The following is a 21,506-nucleotide window of genomic DNA, read 5'->3' as shown; positions in this document are numbered from 1 at the left end:
CCTGTCCCTTATACTCCTCCGACCCCGCCCCTTATACCCCTCCGACCCTGTCCCTTCTGGCATGGACGTCGAGGCAATCGAGGCGCGGATCGAGGAGGCGATCGCGGACGCGGAGGCGACCGTCTCGCGACCGCGGACATACGACGAGAATCACGAGGACGAACACTTCGCGGCCGTCGTCGTCTCCCCTGCGTTCGACGGGCTCTCGCTCGTCGAGCAACACCAGCTCGTGTACGACGCGCTCGACGACTGGATGACCGAGGAGATCCACGCCCTGGAGATCAAGACGTACACCCCCGCAGAGTACGAGGAGTTCGGCGGGGGCGCGTAGCCGACCGGACGCCGACGGGATTCGTCGGTCGATCCATCGGATATCTGATCGATGTAGGTAGTTTTTACTCGCCGTCCGGCGGAGGTTCGATTTATGGGTGAGGATTACCGAACCGAAGCGGACAGTCTCGGCGAGATGCAGGTACCGGCGGACGCCTACTGGGGGGCCCAGACCCAGCGCGCAGTAGAGAACTTCCCGATCTCGGGGATCACGTTCGGGCGACGGTTCGTCCGTGCGCTCGGCGTGGTGAAGAAAGGCGCCGCACAGGCGAACCGCGAGCTGGGCCTCCTCGAGGCGGACGTCGCCGACGCCATCGTGGAAGCCGCAGACGAGGTGATCGCCGGCGAGCGCGACGACCAGTTCCCAGTCGACGTGTTCCAGACCGGCTCGGGAACCTCCTCGAACATGAACGCAAACGAGGTGATCGCCAACCGGGCCGCCGAGATCATGGGCGCCGAGATCGGCGACCGGGTCGTCCACCCGAACGACCACGTCAACTACGGCCAGTCGAGCAACGACGTAATCCCGACGGCGATGCACGTGGCGGCTCTCGAGGCCGTCGAGAAGGACCTCGTGCCCGCCCTCGAGACGCTGCAGGCCGAACTCGCCGAAAAGGAGACGGAGTTCGACGGCGTGGTCAAAACCGGGCGGACCCACCTCCAGGACGCCACCCCCGTCCGACTGGGACAGGAGTTCGGCGGCTACCGCACGCAGATCGAGAAGGGAATCAAACGCGTCACCGACGTCCAGGATCACCTCCGCGAACTCGCGCTGGGCGGTACTGCGACGGGAACCGGGTTGAACACACATCCGGACTTTCCCGGGCTCGCCGCGGAGTACATCTCCGAGGAGACCGGCACGGAGTTCCGGGAGGCAGACGACCACTTCGAGGCGCAGGCGGCCCACGACGCGATGGGGGAGGCCCACGGCGCGCTCCGGACCGTCGCCGGCTCGATGAACAAGATCGCAAACGACCTCCGCCTGCTCGCGTCGGGGCCGCGAAACGGGCTCGGCGAGATCGAACAACCCGAAAACCAGCCCGGAAGCAGCATCATGCCCGGGAAGATAAACCCGGTGGTCGCGGAGGCGGTCAACCAGGTCCACAAACAGGTCGTCGGCAACGACGCCGCGGTCTCGGCCGGCGCCGCGCGTGGCGAGCTGGATCTCAACCTCTACAAACCGGTGCTAGCGCACAACTTCCTGCAGTCGAGTGAGCTGCTCGCGAACGCCGCCGAGACGTTCGGCGTACGGTTCGTCGCGAAGATCGAGGCGAACGAGAAGCACTGCAGTGACCAGGTCGAGCAGGCGATGGCGCTGGCGACGGCGCTCAATCCGGCGATCGGCTACGACAACGCCGCGAAGGTGGCCAAACAGGCGCTCGCGGAGGGCAAGACCGTCCGAGAGGTCGCGATCGCCGAGGGACATCTCACCGAGGAGGAGGCCGATGAGGTGCTCGACCCCGAAAAGATGACCCACCGGGGCATTCTCGGCGGCGACTGAAATACAAGACGTCAATCAGCGAGCATCCGTTCGAGTTCCTCTTTGTCCCGGCCCCTGTCCCAAGTGAACAGCCATTGCTTGAGACTGAGTCGGTTGCTCGGGTCCTCCTGAATATACGTCGGCGTCTGGAAGTAATTCACGACGGTGACGAGTAAGACACCGCCGAAGGTGTTCCCGAGCAGAACCGGGAGGGCGAAGTTATACGCCCCGTACAAGAGACCGATCTGCCCGACAAGAACGAGATACACGACCTCAGTACTCGCAACCACGACGTGGAACAAATTCCCGAGAGGGATCGCAAGGAACGCCATATATATGAGGAGAAATCGTGCCGTCGCACTGGTCACACTGAAATCCAGCCAAACGACACCTGCGACGATCAGGCCTGCAAACACAGCTTTGAAGAACAACGCGATCCAGTCTGTTTCGACGCCACTCATACTGATCTCTACGGCGGTTTGTGCCGCTTCAGGGGAGAATACGCCACCATATGCCAATGCCGTCGCACCCAATGCTCCTCCCACGACGTTCCCTAATAAGACAACACACCACATCCCGAGCATAGCAGGCACGCTCGCCATCCGTTCAATGACCAAGGCAACAGGAGGCAGCGTGTTTTCTGTATAGAGCTGATAATTACCCAAAATAATGTACACGAATCCGATTGGATATAGGAGTGCGCCGACTATCGGGATCCCATCCGTGGCGTGTGTCATCGAAGCATACAGCAAGACAGTCAACGTGATGGCAAAGCCGGCAGCAAGGCCGCTAAAAAAGAGTTCACGAAAACTCCGCGAGATTTCTTCGTCTGCATCAACGATCACACGTTCGAAGATTTCGTGTGACGTGAACCGGTCGCGGAGAACTGCACTTTGGGATAAATCCCTTCCGCTTTCTCCTTCATTTGTCATATTGGGTGCTTATACTAGAAAAAGGATAAGCACTCGCCTTCGTGATGTCCCCCTCCCAGATATTCAGAATGGTTGCCATTCTTCTCCTCGTGAACTACCCCTGCCTACTCGCCGCCTTCGGCGGCTCCTTGAGGACGGGGGGTAGCGCCCTCTCTTTCAGCTAAAGGCGGAGGACGACTGTTCACCACGCCACCTCCTCTCAGAGCTCTTCCAGCAATGCCTGAAGTCGTCCCCGTGCCTCGGCGTCGGGCTCCCGGTGTGGCGACCGGGGATACCCCGCGGACGCGCCGCGCTCGCGCATTGCCCACTTCAGACCCGGGACGCCGTAATCGGCGGTTATCGCCGTGTTCAGCTCCACGAGATCCTCGTTCAGTTCCCTAGCGCGCTCGGGGTCCTCCTCGTGGATTTCGTACACCTCGGCGGTCGCCGCCGGCGCGAGGTTCGCCAGCGCGAGCACGCCCCCGACCCCGCCGGCAGAAAGTGCCTGTGCGAGGACGCTCCCGCTTCCGATCATGAGGTCGAACTCCCCAGCCGAGCCGCCGGCGTCGGAGATCGCCTCGGCGATCCGTCGCTTTGTCCGGACGAACTCCGGCAGCGAGGCGTGGGAATCTTTCATCCCGACGACGTTCGGGTGTGACGCGAGCCGACCGACGGTGTCCGGCTCCAGCCGGACGCCGGTGTACGCCGGCACCGAGTAGAGGTAGATCGGCAGCGGTGCGTCGCCGGCGAGTTCTCGATAGTACGCCTCCAGCGTCGCCTGGTCGTGGTCGTAATAAAAGGGTGTGACGACGAGGGCGGCGTCGGCACCGGCGTCCGCCGCCGCACGGGTCGCCGAAAGCGTCTCCCGGAGCCCCGGGCTCCCGGTGCCGGCGACCACCGGCACCGACGCCTCCTCGGCGACCGTCTCGATCACCCGCGTCCGCTCGGCGGCGGTCATGAGTTCCGCCTCGCTGTTTGACCCACACGGCACCAGGAAGTCGACGCCCCGATCCTCGACCCAGTCGACGAGCTCGCGGAGCCTCCCGTAGTCGACGTCGCCAACCTCGTCGAACGGCGTCACCAGCGGCGGTCCGATCCCGTTCATGCCGACGACTACGTCCAGAGGGGTCTTTATTCGTCCGGGCGGTGCGTTTTCCCCTCGTCGCTTTCCTCCGCCCGGATTCGGCGGATCGTCGCCGCCGCCTGCGAGGCGTCGTAGCCGAAGAAGACGTCCTTGGCGTACCGGTTTGCGACTTCCGTCGCGTGCTGGAGGTTCTCGATCTCGACGTCGACCGCGTACAGTTCGATCGAGAACGGCGTCGACGGCGGCTCCCCGTCGGGGTCGTACGAACCGCCCAGCCGGGACCGGAACCCCCGAGCGATCGACTCGAGCCAGTAGGTCGTCCCGTAGTCCAGATCGTAGAGGGGGACGACGAACTCGTCGACTACCTCGGCGAGTGCGTCGACGTCCAGCCCCGATCGTCTGGAGAGATGGCCGGGGTACGGGTCGGGATACAGCGTCAGATACGACCGGCCGGCGATCCGGTCGACCGCCTCCTCGACGAACTCGGTGGTGACTGCCTCGCGCCACTCGTCGCGATCGTCGTGCGAACTCTCCTCGAACAGCCGGTCGCACCGCTTACACCGGCAGTACCCCTCCCGGGGGAAGCCGACGTCGTCGAGCCTGACGTCGGGTTCCGCGGCGGCACAGTCCGCGATCGTCTCGAGCAACCCCTCGCGGTAGCGCTCGTGAGTCGGGCAGACGTACGACCAGTCGAAGTACGGGCGCTCCCGGGTGGCGGGTTCGCCGTCGGCGTTGATTGCCGCAAGCGACGGGTCACCCCGGACGGCGGCGTTGTCCCCGAAACACGACACCATGTTGACCGCGTCGACAATCGGCTCGCCACCGCGTCCGGAGACATCTTTCACCTCGTAGAACCCGCGGTCGAATTCCGGCCAGCCGGTCTCGTCTTCGTTCCGCGTGACGATTCCGTACATCCAGCCGCGTTACTCCTGAACCTCGACCTCGACGGGCTCTTTGTCCCCCGAGAAGAGGACGTACACTAGGACGAGGAACACGACGACCAAGAGCAGCTTCGCTTTCGTGGACATACGCGTACGTCCAACCCCTGGCGGCTAAAACGCTTCGGCGTCCCCGATCCGTGCCGGGGGAACTCACTCCACTGCGAGATGCTCGGCGATCCTTTCGTGGATGATCGTCCCGCAGTAGTTACACCGAACGCCGTCGGAGATGACGTCGAAGGCAGTCTCGACGGGCTCGTCTGCGTTCGTGATACAGTTGTGGTTCGGACACGAAAGCAGCCCCGAAACGCGGTCGGGACGCTCGACGCGGTTCTTCTCGACGACGTCGAAGTCGCGGACGATGTTGATCGTTGCCTCCGGCGCGATCAACGAGAGGACATCCACCTCCGACTGGCTCAGTTCCCTGTCTTCGACCTTCAGGATGTCCTTCCGGCCGAGGCGGTCGGAGGAGACGTTCATCCCGATCGAGACGCCGTGGCCATCCGAGCCGTCGATGCCCAAAATTGCGAGCACGTTGAGCGCCTGGCCGGCAGCGATGTGATCGATGACGGTGCCGTTCCGGATCTTCGAAACGCGGAGTTGGTAGTCACTCATGGAAATCACCCGTGGTTCTCCAGCAGCATCTCCAGAAGCGCCATCCGTACGGGAACGCCGTTGTGCGCCTGCTGGAAGTAGCTCGCGTGGTCTGTCTCGTCGACGTCCGGGGCGATCTCGTCGACCCGCGGGAGTGGATGCATGACCGTGAGATCGTCTGGGCCGGCCGCGAGCGTCTCTGCGTCGATCTGATACTCGCCGGCGACGGCGCGATACTCGGTCTCGTCGGGGAACCGCTCGCGCTGGATCCGGGTCACGTACAGGACGTCCAGTTCCGACAACACCGGCTCGAGATCGGTGTGCTCTCGAACCTGTGCGCCGGCCTCGTGGAGGTCAAACCGGACGCTTCGGGGGAGTCGAAGCGACTCCGGGCTGATGAAGTGCTGTCTCACCTCGAAGTTCGCCAGCGCCGACGCCAACGAGTGGACCGTCCGCCCGTACTTCAGGTCACCCATGATCCCGACCGTGAGGTCGTCGAGGCCGTGTTCCTCCCGAATCGTGTACAGGTCCAAAAGCGTCTGGCTCGGGTGTTGGCCGGCGCCGTCGCCCGCGTTTATCACCGGCACGTGGACGAACTCGCTCGCGAGCTTCGCTGCCCCCTCGCTTGGATGACGCAGCACGATCGCGTCGGCGTACCCCTCGATGACCCGAACCGTGTCAGCCAGCGATTCCCCCTTGGTTACCGACGAGGATTCGACCGAGCCCATGTCGATCGTGCTGCCGCCGAGACGCTTTGCGGCCGCATCGAAGCTCATCTTCGTCCGCGTGCTCGGCTCGAAAAAGCAGAGCCCGAGGACGAGGCCGGGATGGCTGTCCCGGGAGGCCCCGAGGTCGTTGGCGACCTCGCCGGCCCGGTCGAGGACTGTCTCGATGTCGGATCGGGACAGCTGTGCCGCCGAGATGAGATGGTCGTGACGCATCACTGTACACCGCGTGTGTCATCGACTTGAATCTCACGGGTGTCGGATCGCGAGGTGACATCCACGAACGTGGATAGAATCGTCAGTCGTCGGCGCCTGCGGCTTCCTCGCCGGCTGCGGGCTCGCTTTCTTCGCCCTCGATGCTGGGCGGGTACTCGCCGCGCCGGAGCCGCAGGTCCGACTGGGGACGCGCCATACACGTCAGCGCGAACTCTTCGGCCTCCGTTTCGGTGAGTCCACGGGCGATCGCGGCCGGCTGAGCCACCTCGCCTTCGAGGATCCGCGCCGAGCAGGCGAGACACATACCGACTCGACACGAGTATTCGTGGGCGATACCCTCCTCGATACAGGCGTTGAGAACCGTCTGCGTGTCCGACACCCGAACGCGTTCGCCGGTGCCGACGAACTCCACCGTGTACTCGGCCATGTCGAACCGCTTCGGTCACGGGTAGCAAAACTCTTGTCACTGCCTGCGGGCGTCGGGGGAGTCGAACGGTTCCCGCAGACGACGCACAAAACGGAACGACTAACCGGTCTCCGGCCCCCAACCCGGTAAACGATGAAGGCGACAGCGAAAGCACACCCCATTCAGGGGCTCGTGAAGTATCACGGACTCAAGCAAAACGACCCGCGGATCCCGTACCACGACAGTATCTCAGTGTGTACCGCGCCGACACACACCACGACGACCGTGGAGTGGCAGCCGGACGCCGCCGAGGACGCCTTCTACATCGACGGCGAGGAGGTGGAGGGCCACGCCGAAGACAGGATACAGCTCGTGGTCGACCACGTGCGGGAGCTCGCCGGGATCGATCACCCGATCCGCTTCGAGTCGGTGAACTCCTTCCCGTCGAACATCGGGTTCGGCTCCTCGTCGTCCGGCTTCGCGGCGGCGGCGCTTGCGCTGACCGAGGCTGCGGGGCTGGACTTCTCCCGACAGGAGATCTCCGCGGTCGCCCGCCGCGGGTCGCTTTCGGCGGCGCGATCGGTCACCGGCGCCTACTCCCAGCTGTTTGCGGGCCTCAACGACGAGGACTGCATCTCCCGGCGGCTCCCGACGGGCACGGGTGACGACGGCTTCCATCCGGAGACGGACCTCCGGACGATCGCGGTGCACGTGCCGGCGTACAAGCAGACCGAACGGGCCCACGAGGAGGCCGAAGAGAGCCACATGTTCCAGGCGCGGCTGGCGCACATCCACGAACAGCTCGGGGAGATGCGCGACGCGCTCCGGGCCGGCTCGTTCGACCGGATCTTCGAGCTCGCCGAACACGATTCGCTTTCCCTCACCGCGGCGACGATGACCGGGCCCTCCGGGTGGGTGTACTGGCAGCCGGAGACGATCGCCGTCTTCAACGTGGTCCGGGAGCTCCGGCAGGAGGAAGACGTCCCAGTCTACTTCTCGACGGACACCGGGGCCTCCGTCTACGTGAACACCCGGAAGGGCTACGAGGAGCAGGTCGAAGAGCGGATCGCGGAGATCGGCGTCGACACCGAAATCTGGAGCGTCGGCGGGCCGGCGGAGGTCCTCGGACCGAGCGACGCGCTGTTTTGAGTGATCGCTCGACTCGCGCGAGGTCCGCCAGTCGGGCCCGGAGGCTCAAGAGGCTGCAGCACCTCCCTTCGGATATGCGAGTCGTGGTTTTCGGCGCGGGCTATGCAGGACTGACGCTCACACAGCGGCTCGAATCGAGCCTACCGGATTCGGTCGAACTGCTGCTCGTCGACGAGACTGAAACACATCTCGTTCGACACGAACTCCACCGGCTGATCCGGCGGCCGGACGTGATCCACGCGATCGAGGTGCCGCTGGGGTCGGTACTCGATCGCGCCCGAGTGGTGACGGGTCGCGTCGACGGGATCGACCCCGAGGCCGGCCTCGCGACGTTCCGGGACGGACGGGTGCCGGAGGTCGCAGGCGAGGACGGGACGCTGGCGTACGATTACGGTGCCGTCTGTCTCGGCTCCGAAACTGCCTTCTACGATCTGCCGGGCGTCGAGGAGCACGCGATCCCGCTCAAGCGGAAGGAACACGCGCTTTCGATCCGGGACCGCTTCCTCGACGTCTGTGAGACCGCCGAGACTGGCGAGACGTGTCGCGTCGTGATCGGTGGCGGCGGGCTTTCGGGCATCCAGATCGCCGGCGAACTCGCCGCGCTCGCCCGAGAACGGAACGTTCCGGTCGGACCGGTAAACGGAACCGACGCGACGGACGCGGGCCGGATCGAGATCGTGCTCCTCGAACAGCTGGAGACGCTCGCCCCCGGGTTCGGCTCCTCCTTCCAGCGAGCGATCCGGGCAGCCCTCGCCGACCACGGCGTCGACGTCAAAACGAAAACGCCGGTGCGCGAGGCGACCGCCGACGCAGTCGAAACCGACGCGGGAACCCTCGAAACAGACCTATTCGTGTGGGCCGGCGGCATTCGGGGGCCGGATGCGACCGCGGGGGAACGGCCGACGGTACGTGCCGACCTCCGACTGACCGAGTCGACGTTCCTCATCGGCGACGCCGGCCGGATCGTCGACGCCGACGGCCGGTCGGTTCCGGCGACGGCCTCGGCGGCCATCCGGGCGAGCGAAACAGCCGCCGAGAACCTCACGCGACTCGTCGAACACGCTCTCGATGAAAGCAGCGAGTTCGAGCCGTCGCTCGAGCGGTACCGGTATTCGGTTCCGGGATGGGCAGTCTCCGTCGGGGACGAGGCCGTGGCCGTCGTCGGCGGACAGGTTCTCACCGGGCAGGCCGCACGGAAGCTGAAAGCCGCCATCGGCGGCGGCTACCTGGCGTCGACCCGCGCAACCCGGCAGGCGATACAGCTGGTGCAATCGGAGCTGGGCCTGCCGGAGCGTGGCCTGTCTGACCTCGCCGAACGGTAACCCGCCTCACTCCTCACTCCTCGCGACGCCGATCGGGTTTCGCAGCGTCGACCCGACGGCTCACGTCCAGGTGGTAGTGTTTCAACACGTCACGACCGAGCAGCAGCGGATAGCTCATGTGTGCCCTGTCCACGATGCTGGCCTCGACGGTGTGCTGGGTGCCGCCGATCCCGAGCACGATATCCACGACCGGACGGGACCGGCCCTTCTTCTGGCTGCCGGATCGGACCTTACTTACGGTGTGGATCGGTCCCGCACCGATGTCGGCAGCCAACTGGAGATCGATCGAACTCCGATCGGCACCCGTGTCCGACTTCCCGACGACGGTTCTGGTTCCCCTGGCTCCCGTGACGACGACACGTTCTGTGAATCCGATGACGGCGGGATCGACGTACCGTTCCGGCTCGGTCGCCGGCATACAGGTGGGGACGGAGTCGTCGAGCGTCGCCGCCAGGTCGACCACTAGCTCGTCGTCGACCGATCCGCCGCCGCGTTCGATCGCCAGCTTCGCGATAAAAGGGGCCGGGCTGGTTTCGGTCGCCTCGTAGAGCCCCCGGAACCCCGCGGTGGGGTTCACTTCGAGCACGTGCCAGCCGTCCGCCCCCTCGATGAGGTCCACACCGGCGTAATCCAGCCCCAGAACCGCCGTCGCCTCGAGCGCGTACGCCGCCGCCTCTGCCGGAACCGTGTCGGTACACCCCTCGACCCGTCCGCCCCGGGCGACGTTCGTTCGCCACTCCGACTCCGCGGCGTGGCGGATCATCGCGCCGACGATCTCCCCGCCGACGACGTACACGCGGAGGTCCCGAGGGCTCCGGCCCTCCACCGAAAGCAGTTCCTGCAGGAACGCCCGGCGCTGCCCGACCACCGGGCTGAGCGACTCGGTCGTGTCGACCTTCCACGCGCCACCCCCGTGGGTACCGATCGCAGTCTTGTACACCGCCTCCGGGCCGAACTGCTCGCGGTGCCGGTTGAGTAGCTCCCCACTCAGTGCGAAGATGGTGTCTGGAAGTGGGATGCCGGCGTTCACCAGTCGCGCCGCGCTCGCGATCTTGTGAGTCGCAAGCGCCGTCGCGTGCGGATCGTTGAGTGTCGGCCGCAACGCGGCGATCGTCTCCGCGATCCCGACGTGTTCGGCGGGCTGTTCCGTGCTCGAAAGCAGAAGTCGATTGGCGACGACGTCGACGTCGGGTTCGAGTCGGATTTCTCCGGCGTGCATGTGCACGGCAGTGTTGGGTTCGCGGAGCCATTCGGGGTGGTGGCCCAGCGCCTCGACAGCGTTGCAGATCGCCTTCGATTCCTTGCTGTCGTGCAGGCTCAACACCCCCACGCGTACGGGATCGGACACGGGAGCGGATACCATATGTGTCCTTCGAGGCGCCCGAGGTTAACCATAACTATCAATTATATACTTCGACCTCGGGTGACCGGACCACGGTCGGGTGGGAACTATTTTGAGGCCGCTTCGCCAACGGGAGGATATGCTGGGCACACTGACCACGATACTGATGTGGGGCCTGCTCGTCGTCGTCGGGCTCATCGCCGTCGGGTCGATCCTGTTTTTCACCTACGACACGGTGGCGACGTTCTTGAACGGCGCGTAGTCTCCGTGCGAGCGACTCCAGCGCGGTTCACCGGACGCGAGACCGGAGGTCGAGCGTCCGGCTATTTTGGTCCAGCTTTTTGCGAGCGGTTCGAGCGAACGCAGTGAGCGAGGACCCGAAGTAAAAAGGTGGGATGGACTCGCTGGGATTCCCGTGAGCGAAGCGAACGGGAAGTCAGCGAGGAAACGAGTCGAGCGAAGCGAGACGAGTGGACTCGCTGGGATTTGAACCCGGAAGCAGACGTGCTCGCTCCCTCCGGTCGCTGCGCGCGTCCGGTAGGGGTCCAAATCCCGCTCGTCCATTCTCGCTCCCTCGTAAAACTCGGTCGCTCCGATGGACTCGCTGGGATTTGAACCCAGGGCCTCTTCCTTGCGAAGGAAGCGATCTACCACTGATCTACGAGCCCGCATACGATCGAAGTCGTCGGGCTCACTTGTAGCTTCTGTTTCGATCCGCCACCGAGAGGATCTGGAGCCGTCCGGCGATCAGGCCGAGCACGAATCCGGTGAAGTGAGCCACAAGCGCCACCCCCGGCCCGCCGGTCGCGATCGTGACCACGACCGCGACGACGACGAACAGCGCCAGCTGCAGCCGAGGGCTCACCTCGACCCGGTCGAACAGCGCCGCCGACACCCGATTGCCGGCCAGGAGATACCCCATCAGCGCGAACACCGCCCCGGAGGCGCCGAGTACCGCCCGCGCTCCCACGAGGCCGCCGAACCACACCTCCGCGATCCCCGCCAGCGCGCCCGTGGAGACGAAAAACAGGTGAAACCGGAGCCGGGTCGTCCGGCGCGCCACGAGCGGTCCCACGATCGCGAGCGCCAGAGCGTTCCCGAACAGATGTGCGAGACTCGCGTGGGCGTACACGCTCGTGACAACTGTCCACGGTGCGACAGTCACCGGTACCGACAGCACGAACAGGAACGCTGCAAGCCCCACAAGCGCTGTGAGTCGCTGGAGCAGGTACACGACGGCGAACGCGGCGAGCGTCTCGAGCGTGGGGCTGCGACGGAGCGACGACACACCTCTCGTTACGCCGCCCGGTATATAAGTGGCCGAGCCATGACCGAGGAGTCGACTGCGCGGAAGCGGCGACGCTCGGGCGGAAAATAAACGGAGAAGATAGCGTGTGAGACGGGCTGACGCCCGTGTGACGCCTTAGCGCTTCAGTCTTCCAGGACGATCTCGATGCTCACGTCGTTGGGCACCTGAATGCGCATGAGCTGGCGAAGCGCGCGTTCGTCGGCGTCGATGTCGATGAGACGCTTGTGGACGCGCATCTCCCAGTGCTCCCAGGTCGCCGTGCCCTCGCCGTCGGGGGACTTCCGTGCCGGCACCTCCAGCGTCTTCGTCGGAAGCGGGATCGGTCCCGACAGGGAGACGCCGGTGGAGTCGGCAATCTCGCGGACGTCGGCGCAGATGTCGTCGAGGTCCTCGGGGCTCGTACCGGCGAGGCGGACGCGTGCCTGCTGCATCGATTATCGCTCGTTGACCTCGAGCACCTTGCCGGCGGCGATGGTCTGACCCATGTCGCGGATGGCGAAGGAGCCGAGCTCCGGGATCTCCGAGGACGGTTCGATGCTGAGCGGCTTCTGCGGGCGCACGGTGACGACCGCGGCGTCGCCGGACTTGATGAAGTCCGGGTTCTCTTCGGCGACCTCACCGGAGGCCGGGTCGATCTTCTGGTCGATCGACTCGATCGTACACGCCACCTGCGCGGTGTGGGCGTGGAACACCGGCGTGTAGCCGGCGGTGATGACGCTCGGGTGCTGCATCACGACGATCTGGGCGGTGAACGTCTCCGCGACCGACGGCGGGTCCTCGGCGGGACCACAGACGTCGCCCCGGCGGATGTCGTCCTTGCCGATGCCGCGGACGTTGAACCCGACGTTGTCGCCGGGGCCGGCCTCGGGCACTTCCTCGTGGTGCATCTCGATCGTCTTCACCTCGCCGCCGACGTCCGACGGCTGGAAGGAGACGTTGTCACCGGTGTGCATGATCCCCGTCTCGACGCGGCCGACCGGGACCGTCCCGATGCCGGAGATAGTGTAGACGTCCTGGATCGGGAGCCGAAGCGGCGCGTCCGTCGGCGGCTCGGCTTCCGGAAGGTCGTTGAGCGCCTCCAGCAGGGTCGGACCGTCGTACCAGTCCAGTTCGCCGGAGTCTTCCGCGACGTTGTCGCCCTCGAAGGCGGAGATCGGGATGAACGTGGCGTCGTCGGCCTTGAAGCGGACCTGCTTGAGGAGCTGCTTGACCTCCTCGACGACCTCCTTGTACTTCGCCTCGTCGTAGTCGACGAGGTCCATCTTGTTGACGCCGATGATGAGCTCGCCGATCCCCAGCGTGCGGGCCAGGAAGACGTGCTCTCGGGTCTGGGGCGCGACGCCGTCGTCGGCCGCGACGACGAGCACCGCGTTGTCTGCCTGCGAGGCGCCCGTGATCATGTTCTTCACGAAGTCACGGTGACCCGGACAGTCGACGATGGTGAAGTAGTAGTCGTCGGTGTCGAACTCCTGGTGGGCGATGTCGATGGTGACCCCGCGCTCTCGCTCCTCGGCGAGGTTGTCCATCACGTAGGCGAACTCGAATCCGCCCTTGCCCTTCTCTTCTGCTTCCTCTCGGTGCTGCTCGATTACGTGCTCGGGAACGCTCCCCGTTTCGAAGAGGAGACGGCCCACGAGCGTACTCTTGCCGTGGTCGACGTGGCCGATGATGGCCAGATTCTGGTGCGGTTTGTCACTCATGGGTAATCACGCGCTAAGGCGCTGTGTAGGGGTTCTTTCGGTTGATTCCACTAAAACGGTTTCGATACGCACTACAGCACACCCCGACGCCCTCTTGCGGTTTTTTCCGAGACGACGTGGTGGAGGGTACCAAATATAATATATCTGTTACGTCTGTCGCCGACCGAAGACCGCCCCTAAGAGAGCCGGCCGACGTCCGCCAGCACGGCGCTTGCGGTTTCGGGCCCGCCGGCGCCGCGGCCGCTCACGTTCAGGCGACCGGCGTAGTCGGTGTCCAGCTGGACGATGTTCTGAGTGCCGGTCACTGCGAGCGTCCCGTTTTCGGGGACGAGCCGGGGACCGACCCGGACCGACTCCCGGCTCGCTTCGCCGACGAGCCGGACGGTTCGGCCGTCCTCGGCGGCGAGTTCCAGCGCGCTGCCGGGCACGTTTTCGATCCCCTCGACGTCCGCATCCGCAAGCGAAAACTCCCTGGCGTCGCCGGGATCGTCGGCGACGCCGAACGAGAGTACGTTCGCCAGGATCACGCATTTCAGCGCCGCGTCGGTCCCGTTGACGTCGAATGAGGGGTCCGCCTCCGCGACACCGAGATCCTGTGCCTCCGCGAGGACGTGGTCGTAATCCAGCCCTTCGGCGGCCATCCGGGTGAGGATGAAGTTCGCGGTCCCGTTGAGCACGCCGCGGACGGCCGACACGCGCGCGGGACCGACATCCTCGACGGTTGATATCGCCGGGATCGCACCACCTACGGTCGCCTCGAACCGCACGTCACCGGCGCTTTCGCGGGCCAGCTCGGCGAGGTCGCCGTACCGTTCCGCGACGGGACCTTTGTTCGCGAGCACGACGTGTTTGTCCCGATCCAGGGCGGCCGCCGCGTGAGAGAACCCCGGTTCGGCGTCGCCCAGCGTCGTCGGCGTCGCCTCCACCAGAACGTCGTAGTCGGCTGCGAGCACGTCGTCGGGATCCGCGTCGCCGACACCGCCCGTATCGTCCTTTCTGTCGCAGACGGCGTCGACGTCGACGCCTCCCTCTCCGTCCCCTGCGAGGGCGGCGCTCGTCGAGTCCGCAATCGCCGTGACGGCGTGTCCGTAGTCGCCGGCGAGTTCGGCAACCGACCGGCCGACCGCGCCGAACCCGAGGATCGCGAGTTTCACGGCTCCACCCCCACGAGCGGCTCGACGACGTCGAACCCCTTCTCGTCGGCCACCTCCCGCACCGTCTCCAGTGCCCGCTCGGTCTCGCCCGCCCGAGCCGCAAGGCGCACCCGAGCGCTGGAGGCCCGTTCGGTCCCTTCCGGTGCGGAAAGCGAAACGTCGGCCACCGAGGACGCCTCGCAGTCCTCGATCCGACGGAGCGTATCCGAGAGATCGGTGTCGATCAGATGCCCCACGAGGACGACCGTGAGCTCTTCGCTGTACCGTTCCGTGCCGGCCTGGATGACGTTCACGCCGGCGTCCCGGAGCGCGTCGACGATGCCCTCGAACCGGTCGTCCGGCGCCTCGAGGTCGATTTCGACCGGGATCCGCCCCCGTGGGGTGATGTTTCCGCGCTCGTGATAGATCGAAAGCAGATTGCCCCCGTTGTCCGCGATCGGGCTGAGCGCCCGGAGCAGCTCACCCGGCTCGTCTGCAAGCTCGAGTCGAACGGTGTGAGTCGACGTCGACGCCACCTGGCCGCCGTCGGTGTCGGCCTGCGGACCGGCTTCCGGGCCGTCACGGGCGTTCACGGCGACACCTCCGAGACGATACGGGAGACGGCGGTCGTGTCCGTGTGCATACTCGGAGTGAAACGGGCGAGTCGGTATAAGGCTTCGTCGAAGGCAGGCGTTGCCTCTCTTCGGGTCCACCGTCACCGGGACACACGATCGCCGAAAGCGGTCCAGGCTGGTGCCGATCAGCGGATCTGTACGGTCCGGGTCGCGCGAACCGGCATCAACGGGAGCTCCGGAAACGTCGCCTCGAGGACGTACTCGAGTTCGTCTGCTTCCGGCGCACCGAACACCGCGGCGGGGACGGTCGACGCGTCCGAGAGGTACACCGACTTCGCGGTCATCTCGGTCCCGTTTACCGTGACGCGGATTCCGACCTGGGCCCCTCCGCCGACGTTCCGGACCGTCAGTTCGTGCATCTCGTGGGCTCCGCGGTCGATGTCGTCGGGGAACTCCCCCCACTCGACGACGATCCGCGGCAGCTCCCGGGCCGCGTCGACGATCCGCGATGCGACCCCGTCGGACAGTCCCGCTGCGGAGAGTTCCTCGGTCCCGGCGGCGACGACTTCGGCGGGCGACTCGAAGCCTGCGTCCGCGAGCCGCTCTGCGCGGCCGGCGCCGACCCCCTCGATCGCCGAAAGCGGCACCGCCCGCCGGGAGACCCCGTGATCGACCCTGGCCTCGATCCGCCGTGCCAGGTTCGCCGCACGGGGGCCCGCAAACCGCTGGAGGAACTCCGACAGCGCAGCGAGCAACCGGAGCGCATTCTGTCGGATTACCCACGCGTCTGCGCTCAGGTCTGCCGGAATCGAGTCGTTCGTCCCCGCATACAGGATCGCGAGCACCTTCCGGTTCCCGCCCTCGAGAGAGCTGTCGACGTCCGAGAGCACTGCGTCGATGGCGTCACGCTCGGACTGCCTGGCGGACACGGAGTCGAACTCCGCCGCTCCGGCGACGGTCTCGAGGACGTCCCCGACCGCGAGCCGTTCGCGGCCGCCGAGTTCGTGGAACCGGACAGCCGTCTCCAGACGGAGATAGTACTTCGAGGTGAGCCGACCCAGCTCCGTGGGTGCGACCGCGAGCTCCTCGGTTTCGACGAACCCTCGCTCGACGAGGTCGTCGAGCGTCTCCCGGACCCGGTCGCGGAGCCCGTCGAAGCCGTACTCCGCCGGCTCGGAGGCCGCCCGGACGTAATAAAAGGTGGTCTCCAGCCAGGACATCACGTCCTCGAGGTCGCCGATCGTCCCCATCGCGATTTCGGCGTTGAGGTGGGCCGGGAGGTCCTCTGCGAGCTGCGATTCGATCGGCTTGCCCCGTTTTAACAGCGTCCGGTAGCGGTCGGCGTCCGACCGATCACAGACCACCCAGCCGTAGCCGACGTCGTCGTAGCCGGGACGCCCCGCGCGGCCGATCATCTGGAGGACGTCCAGCGGGCTGATGTCGGTCTCCCCCTCCAGCGGGTCGTGATACTTCGTGTCCCTGATGACCACACACCGCGCCGGCAGGTTCACACCCCACGCCAGCGTCGACGTCGAGAACAGCAGTTCGACGTGGCCCTCCCGGAACCAGCGCTCGATCATGTCGCGGTCGTCCTTCGCCAGCCCGGCGTGGTGAAAGGCGACGCCGTCGAGGACGGAGTTCCGGAGCCGGTCGTTCGACAGCGCCTCCGCCTCCTGGTGGAACTCGTAGTCCCCACGTGCGCCCATCGGGACGTCCCGTTCTGCCAGTGCGTCGCGCGCCTTTTCGGCCGCCCGGACGGTGTCCTGTCTGGACGAGACGAACACGAGCGCCTGGCCGTCCTCCCGGAGGTGCGGCTCCGCCAGGTCCAGCGCACGGTAGAGCCGGCGGTACTTGTCGGCGAAGGCGTTCTCCCCGTGGGTGTAGGTTTTGACGCCGGTGTGGAGATCCACGGGTCGGTAGTCGTCGCCGAACTGGAAGGTACACGCCGGCGGAGCGTCGAGCCAGTCGGCGACGTCCTCGACGTTGGACATCGTCGCCGACAGCGCGATGATCCGGGGGTCACACAGCCGGCGGAGCCGAGAGACGGTCACCTCGAGCACGCTTCCGCGGCGGTCCGAATCCAGCAGGTGAACCTCGTCGATGACACAGCAGTCGATGTCCCTGATAAAGGCGTATCGCGGCGACTCGTGTTTCCGAGTGGCCGAGTCGGCCTTCTCGGGAGTCATCACCAGAATGTCGGCCCGCTTTGCGCGACGCGGATTCAGGTCGCGTTCGCCGGTGACGACGTAGACGGAGTAGCCCAACTGCTCGAACCGTTCCCAGTCGCGTTCCTTCTCGTTGGTGAGCGCGCGCAAGGGAGCGAGAAACAGCGCGGTGCCGCCGTCGGCGAGCGTGCGACAGATCGCAAGCTCCGCGAGCGCGGTCTTGCCGGAGGCGGTGGGCGCGGCGGCGACGACGTTGTCCCCCCGTTCCAGAAGCGCCGGCAGCGCCTCGCGTTGCATCCGATTGAACTCGTCGAACTCGAAGGCGTCGGCGAATTCGGGGACGGCCTCCGCGACTCTCACCGCCGATCACCAGCGCGGGTTCCCATCAGTAGCGTGGGGGGGCCTGCCCCCCAAAGGCGTTAGGATTTCTCCCGCGGCGATTTACGGAAAGACAAGGACTGGGAGTTCACGTATCGATCAGCGAAGAGAGTGGGTCTCATTCCTCGACTGCGGTTGGTTGTGGGAGTGAAATCACCGGTACGGGAGATTCCAACACCAGCTTTGCTGAAAGGTCTCCCGTCAACAGGCGCGTCAACCGTCCGTCCGGACGAGGAACAAACAGAATCGATGTCACGTCTTCTTCGACCGCCAGATCACGTATCGATTCGAGAACATCTGTCCCATACACGAGTCGAGTCTCGAGAGTGTAATCAAGGATGCTCGAATACTGTTTGACGATGCCGAATATGCGCTCGGCCTGTTCCTCGCGTGCCGCCAGCGGTGCCTTATCCGGCGCCCCTCCCGCCTTCTCGATCACGTGAACCGCAATCACATCGGTCGTCTCCGCCTCTTCCGAGAGGTGTTCGACGAGTGCTTTGCACGTTCTCGTTGCGTCCTCTTCGTTCGCCACCGGTAGCAGGATGCGGCTGGTTAGTGCTGTCATGACTGGCACCCGTTGATCTGATACGTCACAATTTCATCGCCCTCACAGTTGGGGCAGTCACTCCCCACATCGTCGACGGTTGTCCCGCAGTGGCGACACTCGTGGACGACTTCATTCCCGGTCCGGAACAGTTGCAGTACTCGTCGGAACATTATGCAGTCTCCGTTCGATAGGAATGGCCACCCAATGCCGCCCCACAGTGGGAACATCGTACCATCGGAAATCACACGCTTTGAGAGGTGGACGTTTGGAATGCCTCGATGGCTTCTTCTGGATCTCCACCTCTCGAAACCAGTGTCATCCCACTTTCCTGTTGAATCACGGCCTCACTGCGAGGTGAACGGCGACGTCCTTCGCCGTCCATCGCAACCAAGAGCGCAGCTTCATCACGCACACCCAGGTTCGCAGCCGCTGTCAGGGAATGATGAACCAGATTGTTATCGACGATCTCGATCGCTACCTCCGTTGGTGGTGCCGTGCACTCAGAGAGGGACGGCAGTTTGTCTTCGCCCTGTTCGAAGTCCAGCTCGTCGATCCGATAGTTGGATTGAACGTTTGACACGCCACCACCTCTACGCAAGGGATTACTGATTCACCAATATAATACCCTGGTATTGTTGGATCTAATTTTGAAACCCACTAGGTTACCGATTTACTAATTATACCGATGTTTTTATATTATGCCAGTTGGGTTGATGCGTATGAACAGACCGTGGACCGCTCGTCGTTCTGGCTTCCCGGGTCAGTTGTTCTGAAATGCGGACGGTGAAATACGATGGCTGACCAGGAACTGGCCCGTGACCTCGGGTTCCTCGAAGCGTATACCCTCGGATTGGGGACGATGATCGGGGCGGGGATCTTCGTGCTCCCCGGGATCGTCGCCGAGGCTGCAGGGCCGGCGAGTATGGTCTCGTTCACGATTGGCGGAATCGTTGCGCTGCTTGCAGCACTTTCCCTGTCGGAACTGGCGACGGGAATGCCGAGAGCTGGTGGCAGCTATTATTACATCAATCACGCTCTCGGGAGCTTTTTCGGAACCATCGTCGGCTGGGGGATGTGGGCCGGTCTGATGTTTGCCACCGCGTTCTATATGCTCGGCTTCGGTCAGTACCTCCTCAATCAACCATCGACTGCCATCGGCGTTGTCGTTGCGGCGCTGGTGATGGCAGCGTTGCTCACCCTGCTCAACTACAGAGGGGTCAAAGAAACAGGATCGTTCCAGAACTTCATCGTCATCGCTCTCGTGGGATTGATTCTCGTGTTCATCATCGTTGGGTTGCCACAGGTAGATCCGGACCTGCTGACACCCTTTACTGCGGGACAAGGCTGGGCCGCTGTGGGTGTAACCGCCGGGACAGTGTTCGTGACCTTCATTGGATTCGAGGTGATCGCAACCAGTGCAGAGGAGATCAAAAACCCGGGGCGAAATCTCCCATTGGCAATGGTTGCAGCAGTCGTCACGCCGACGCTGCTGTACGTCTTCGTCATGCTCGTCAGTACAGGCGTCCTGCCGGTTCCCCAACTTGCGACGTCAGACGTCCCTGTCGCCGATGTCGCTCGGGTTACCGCCGGGGCGCTGGGAACAGTCACAATCGCTGGCTTCACCATCCAGTTCGCGGTGATCGGTGGAGGGATCATGATTGTCGGTGCAGTTCTCGCAACCATTTCGTCGGCGAACGCGTCGATTCTCTCTGCGGCGCGTGTCAATTTCGCTATGGGGCGTGACAAAATCCTCACCGAGTGGCTCAATCAGATCCACGGCGAGTATCGAACGCCGTATCGTGCAATCCTCGCAACGGGCGGGGTCATACTCTCACTTATTGCCAGCCCCCTCCCGATCGCTACCCTTGCCGACGTCGCTGCGTTCATGTTTCTCATCACGTATGCGCTGGTCCACATCGCAGTGGTCGTGTTGCGCCGAGCCGATCCCGACAACTACGAACCGGATTTCCGGATCCCGTCGTGGGGCTATCCGGCGGTTCCAATTGTCGGATTCCTCGGCTGTGTTGCCATCCTCGTTCAGATGGGCGATACACCGCTCGTCATGGTGAGTGGGGTCACGCTCCTTTCCGTCGTCCAGGCTATCGGGGGTGGTATCATTCTGCTCTCTATCGGGTGGTGGGCCTACTACGCCCGATCAGAGGCGATTTCGACAACACTTGTCGGCGAAGCGGTGGCCCCAACCGAGGCCGACGACGCCGAAAACGATGTCTATCGAGTCGTCGTTCCGGTGGCGAACCCGGCGACCGAGGAGTCGCTCATTCGCTATGCTGCGGCGAGCGCATACGGTCACGAGGGACCGACAGAACTGGTTGCCGTCAACGTGATCGAAGTGCCACCGCAGATGTCACCCGAGCAGATCGAACTCGAAGAAGAGCGCGTCGAACGACAGCAGGAGTTACTCGACAGTGCTCGCGGGACGGCTGCAACGCTGGACATCCCGCTTCGAACGCGGGCGATAGTGGGGAGAGATGCTGGAAGCGCACTCCTGTCCACTATTGCAGAGGAAAAGGCAGACCACGTCCTGATGGGATGGGGCGGAACGCGGCGTCGCCGTGACGTGATCTTTGGGAGCACACTCGACCCGGTAATCGAACGTGCGCCGTGTGAGGTGACCCTCGTGACGAATCCCAGTCGATCGCCGGGACGGATCGTGGCCCTGGCAGGTCGTGGCCCGAACGCGCCGATCGCCATCCGTCGTGCTGGTGAACTGGCGCGTACATTCGAAGACGCCTCGTTGACGTTGGTGAATGTGCAACCGACAGCGGACGACGAAACACCCGGGGACGGCGAAGACGACGAAACGGTGACCCCCAGAGAGACGGGAACCGAAGCGATCAGGTCGGTTGCGACGGCTGCGGGACTTGATGACTCGGAGTACGAATCGCGGGTGGTCGTGAGCGAGACGGTCCGGGAGTCACTTCTGGAGACGGTCCGACAGTACGACACGGTAAGTGTGGGTGCGACTGGTGAGGGCGTTGCAGCACAGGCGTTGTACGGTTCGATTCCACAGGCAATCGTGTCACAGGCGGATGGAACTGTACTTATCGCACGGGACGCTGACCGGTCTCCGAGAACGCTCCGGGAAGCACTACGGGATCGGCTAAAAGGTCTACTGGAAAACGAGTGAGTAACCGGAGTGGGTCGACGGGGAACCCAGGGGTTCGCGATCCAGCCAGCACGT

Annotated in this window: 20 protein-coding genes, 1 tRNA gene and 1 pseudogene; 6 read left to right on the top strand and 16 right to left on the bottom strand. The window is 64.5% G+C overall.

The window, feature by feature from the left end; translation table 11 throughout:
* The first annotated feature begins 61 nt into the window (after window positions 1-61).
* Both RH858_RS08775 and RH858_RS08770 read left to right on the top strand, forming a co-directional pair.
* Window positions 62-331 (top strand): BolA family protein, encoded by a 270-nt coding sequence (locus RH858_RS08775; RefSeq protein WP_259533952.1) that lies wholly within the window; start codon window positions 62-64, stop codon window positions 329-331.
* Between the two features lie 93 nt (window positions 332-424).
* Complete coding sequence (locus RH858_RS08770; protein ID WP_310561627.1) at window positions 425-1,831, top strand: class II fumarate hydratase; 1,407 nt, start codon at window positions 425-427, stop codon at window positions 1,829-1,831.
* A 122-nt stretch (window positions 1,832-1,953) separates the two neighbouring features.
* Here the strand turns inward: RH858_RS08770 and RH858_RS08765 are convergent.
* From RH858_RS08765 to RH858_RS08740, 6 genes and pseudogenes are all read right to left on the bottom strand, one after another.
* A pseudogene (locus tag RH858_RS08765) lies at window positions 1,954-2,742 on the bottom strand (formate/nitrite transporter family protein); the annotation flags it as partial.
* Window positions 2,743-2,941: 199 nt separating this feature from the next.
* Entirely contained in the window at window positions 2,942-3,826 is an 885-nt protein-coding gene (locus RH858_RS08760) for a dihydrodipicolinate synthase family protein (protein WP_310561626.1), read from the bottom strand.
* A 26-nt stretch (window positions 3,827-3,852) separates the two neighbouring features.
* On the bottom strand, window positions 3,853-4,719 hold the full coding sequence (locus tag RH858_RS08755) for a hypothetical protein (protein ID WP_310561625.1): 867 nt from the start codon (window positions 4,717-4,719) through the stop codon (window positions 3,853-3,855).
* 177 nt (window positions 4,720-4,896) lie between these two features.
* Window positions 4,897-5,358, bottom strand: a complete 462-nt coding sequence (pyrI, locus tag RH858_RS08750) for an aspartate carbamoyltransferase regulatory subunit (protein WP_310561624.1) — start codon at window positions 5,356-5,358, stop codon at window positions 4,897-4,899.
* A gap of 5 nt (window positions 5,359-5,363) precedes the next feature.
* A complete protein-coding gene (gene pyrB / locus RH858_RS08745) occupies window positions 5,364-6,278 on the bottom strand; it encodes an aspartate carbamoyltransferase (protein WP_310561623.1) in 915 nt (304 codons plus the stop codon).
* An 82-nt stretch (window positions 6,279-6,360) separates the two neighbouring features.
* The gene (locus tag RH858_RS08740) at window positions 6,361-6,705 is read right to left on the bottom strand and encodes a 2Fe-2S iron-sulfur cluster-binding protein (protein ID WP_310561622.1); all 345 of its coding nucleotides are present in this window, start codon (window positions 6,703-6,705) and stop codon (window positions 6,361-6,363) included.
* A gap of 132 nt (window positions 6,706-6,837) precedes the next feature.
* Between RH858_RS08740 and mvaD the strand changes: the two genes are divergently transcribed.
* Both mvaD and RH858_RS08730 read left to right on the top strand, forming a co-directional pair.
* Window positions 6,838-7,833: a phosphomevalonate decarboxylase MvaD gene (mvaD, locus tag RH858_RS08735; RefSeq protein WP_310561621.1), complete on the top strand. Its 996-nt coding sequence runs from the start codon at window positions 6,838-6,840 to the stop codon at window positions 7,831-7,833.
* Window positions 7,834-7,907: 74 nt separating this feature from the next.
* Window positions 7,908-9,155 (top strand): FAD-dependent oxidoreductase, encoded by a 1,248-nt coding sequence (locus RH858_RS08730; RefSeq protein ID WP_310561620.1) that lies wholly within the window; start codon window positions 7,908-7,910, stop codon window positions 9,153-9,155.
* A gap of 13 nt (window positions 9,156-9,168) precedes the next feature.
* Here the strand turns inward: RH858_RS08730 and RH858_RS08725 are convergent, their stop codons facing one another.
* On the bottom strand, window positions 9,169-10,518 hold the full coding sequence (locus RH858_RS08725) for a RimK family alpha-L-glutamate ligase (protein WP_310561619.1): 1,350 nt from the start codon (window positions 10,516-10,518) through the stop codon (window positions 9,169-9,171).
* 118 nt (window positions 10,519-10,636) lie between these two features.
* On the opposite strand from RH858_RS08725, the gene RH858_RS08720 reads away from it, so the two are divergent.
* Complete coding sequence (locus RH858_RS08720; protein WP_310561618.1) at window positions 10,637-10,759, top strand: hypothetical protein; 123 nt, start codon at window positions 10,637-10,639, stop codon at window positions 10,757-10,759.
* A 334-nt stretch (window positions 10,760-11,093) separates the two neighbouring features.
* Here RH858_RS08720 and RH858_RS08715 read toward each other — a convergent pair.
* The 9 genes from RH858_RS08715 to RH858_RS08675 all read right to left on the bottom strand — a co-directional run bounded on the left by RH858_RS08715 (window position 11,094) and on the right by RH858_RS08675 (window position 18,884).
* A tRNA-Ala gene (locus RH858_RS08715) sits at window positions 11,094-11,165 on the bottom strand.
* 23 nt (window positions 11,166-11,188) lie between these two features.
* The gene (locus RH858_RS08710) at window positions 11,189-11,731 is read right to left on the bottom strand and encodes a rhomboid family intramembrane serine protease (RefSeq protein ID WP_310561651.1); all 543 of its coding nucleotides are present in this window, start codon (window positions 11,729-11,731) and stop codon (window positions 11,189-11,191) included.
* Window positions 11,732-11,928: 197 nt separating this feature from the next.
* Window positions 11,929-12,237 (bottom strand): 30S ribosomal protein S10, encoded by a 309-nt coding sequence (rpsJ, locus tag RH858_RS08705; RefSeq protein WP_259533964.1) that lies wholly within the window; start codon window positions 12,235-12,237, stop codon window positions 11,929-11,931.
* Between the two features lie 3 nt (window positions 12,238-12,240).
* Entirely contained in the window at window positions 12,241-13,506 is a 1,266-nt protein-coding gene (gene tuf / locus RH858_RS08700) for a translation elongation factor EF-1 subunit alpha (protein ID WP_259533965.1), read from the bottom strand.
* A 176-nt stretch (window positions 13,507-13,682) separates the two neighbouring features.
* Window positions 13,683-14,660 (bottom strand): homoserine dehydrogenase, encoded by a 978-nt coding sequence (locus tag RH858_RS08695; protein ID WP_259533966.1) that lies wholly within the window; start codon window positions 14,658-14,660, stop codon window positions 13,683-13,685.
* Complete coding sequence (locus tag RH858_RS08690; protein WP_310561617.1) at window positions 14,657-15,232, bottom strand: amino acid-binding protein; 576 nt, start codon at window positions 15,230-15,232, stop codon at window positions 14,657-14,659. The genes RH858_RS08695 and RH858_RS08690 overlap by 4 nt, the downstream gene beginning before the upstream one ends.
* Before the next feature lie 167 nt (window positions 15,233-15,399).
* Entirely contained in the window at window positions 15,400-17,739 is a 2,340-nt protein-coding gene (locus tag RH858_RS08685) for a DEAD/DEAH box helicase (protein WP_259533968.1), read from the bottom strand.
* Window positions 17,740-17,875: 136 nt separating this feature from the next.
* Entirely contained in the window at window positions 17,876-18,322 is a 447-nt protein-coding gene (locus RH858_RS08680) for a universal stress protein (protein ID WP_310561616.1), read from the bottom strand.
* Between the two features lie 223 nt (window positions 18,323-18,545).
* A complete protein-coding gene (locus tag RH858_RS08675; RefSeq protein ID WP_310561615.1) occupies window positions 18,546-18,884 on the bottom strand; it encodes a hypothetical protein in 339 nt (112 codons plus the stop codon).
* 213 nt (window positions 18,885-19,097) lie between these two features.
* On the opposite strand from RH858_RS08675, the gene RH858_RS08670 reads away from it, so the two are divergent.
* Window positions 19,098-21,452 carry an amino acid permease gene (locus RH858_RS08670; RefSeq protein ID WP_310561614.1) on the top strand — a complete coding sequence of 785 codons (2,355 nt, stop codon included), beginning with the start codon at window positions 19,098-19,100 and terminating at the stop codon, window positions 21,450-21,452.
* Window positions 21,453-21,506: the final 54 nt, after the last annotated feature.

Origin of the sequence: Halalkaliarchaeum sp. AArc-GB, from assembly GCF_031432225.1 — an archaeon.
Taxonomy (GTDB): Archaea; Halobacteriota; Halobacteria; order Halobacteriales; family Haloferacaceae; genus Halalkaliarchaeum.
The sequence above is the reverse complement of the archived record's forward strand: the minus strand, read 5'-3'. Positions and strand labels throughout refer to the sequence as shown.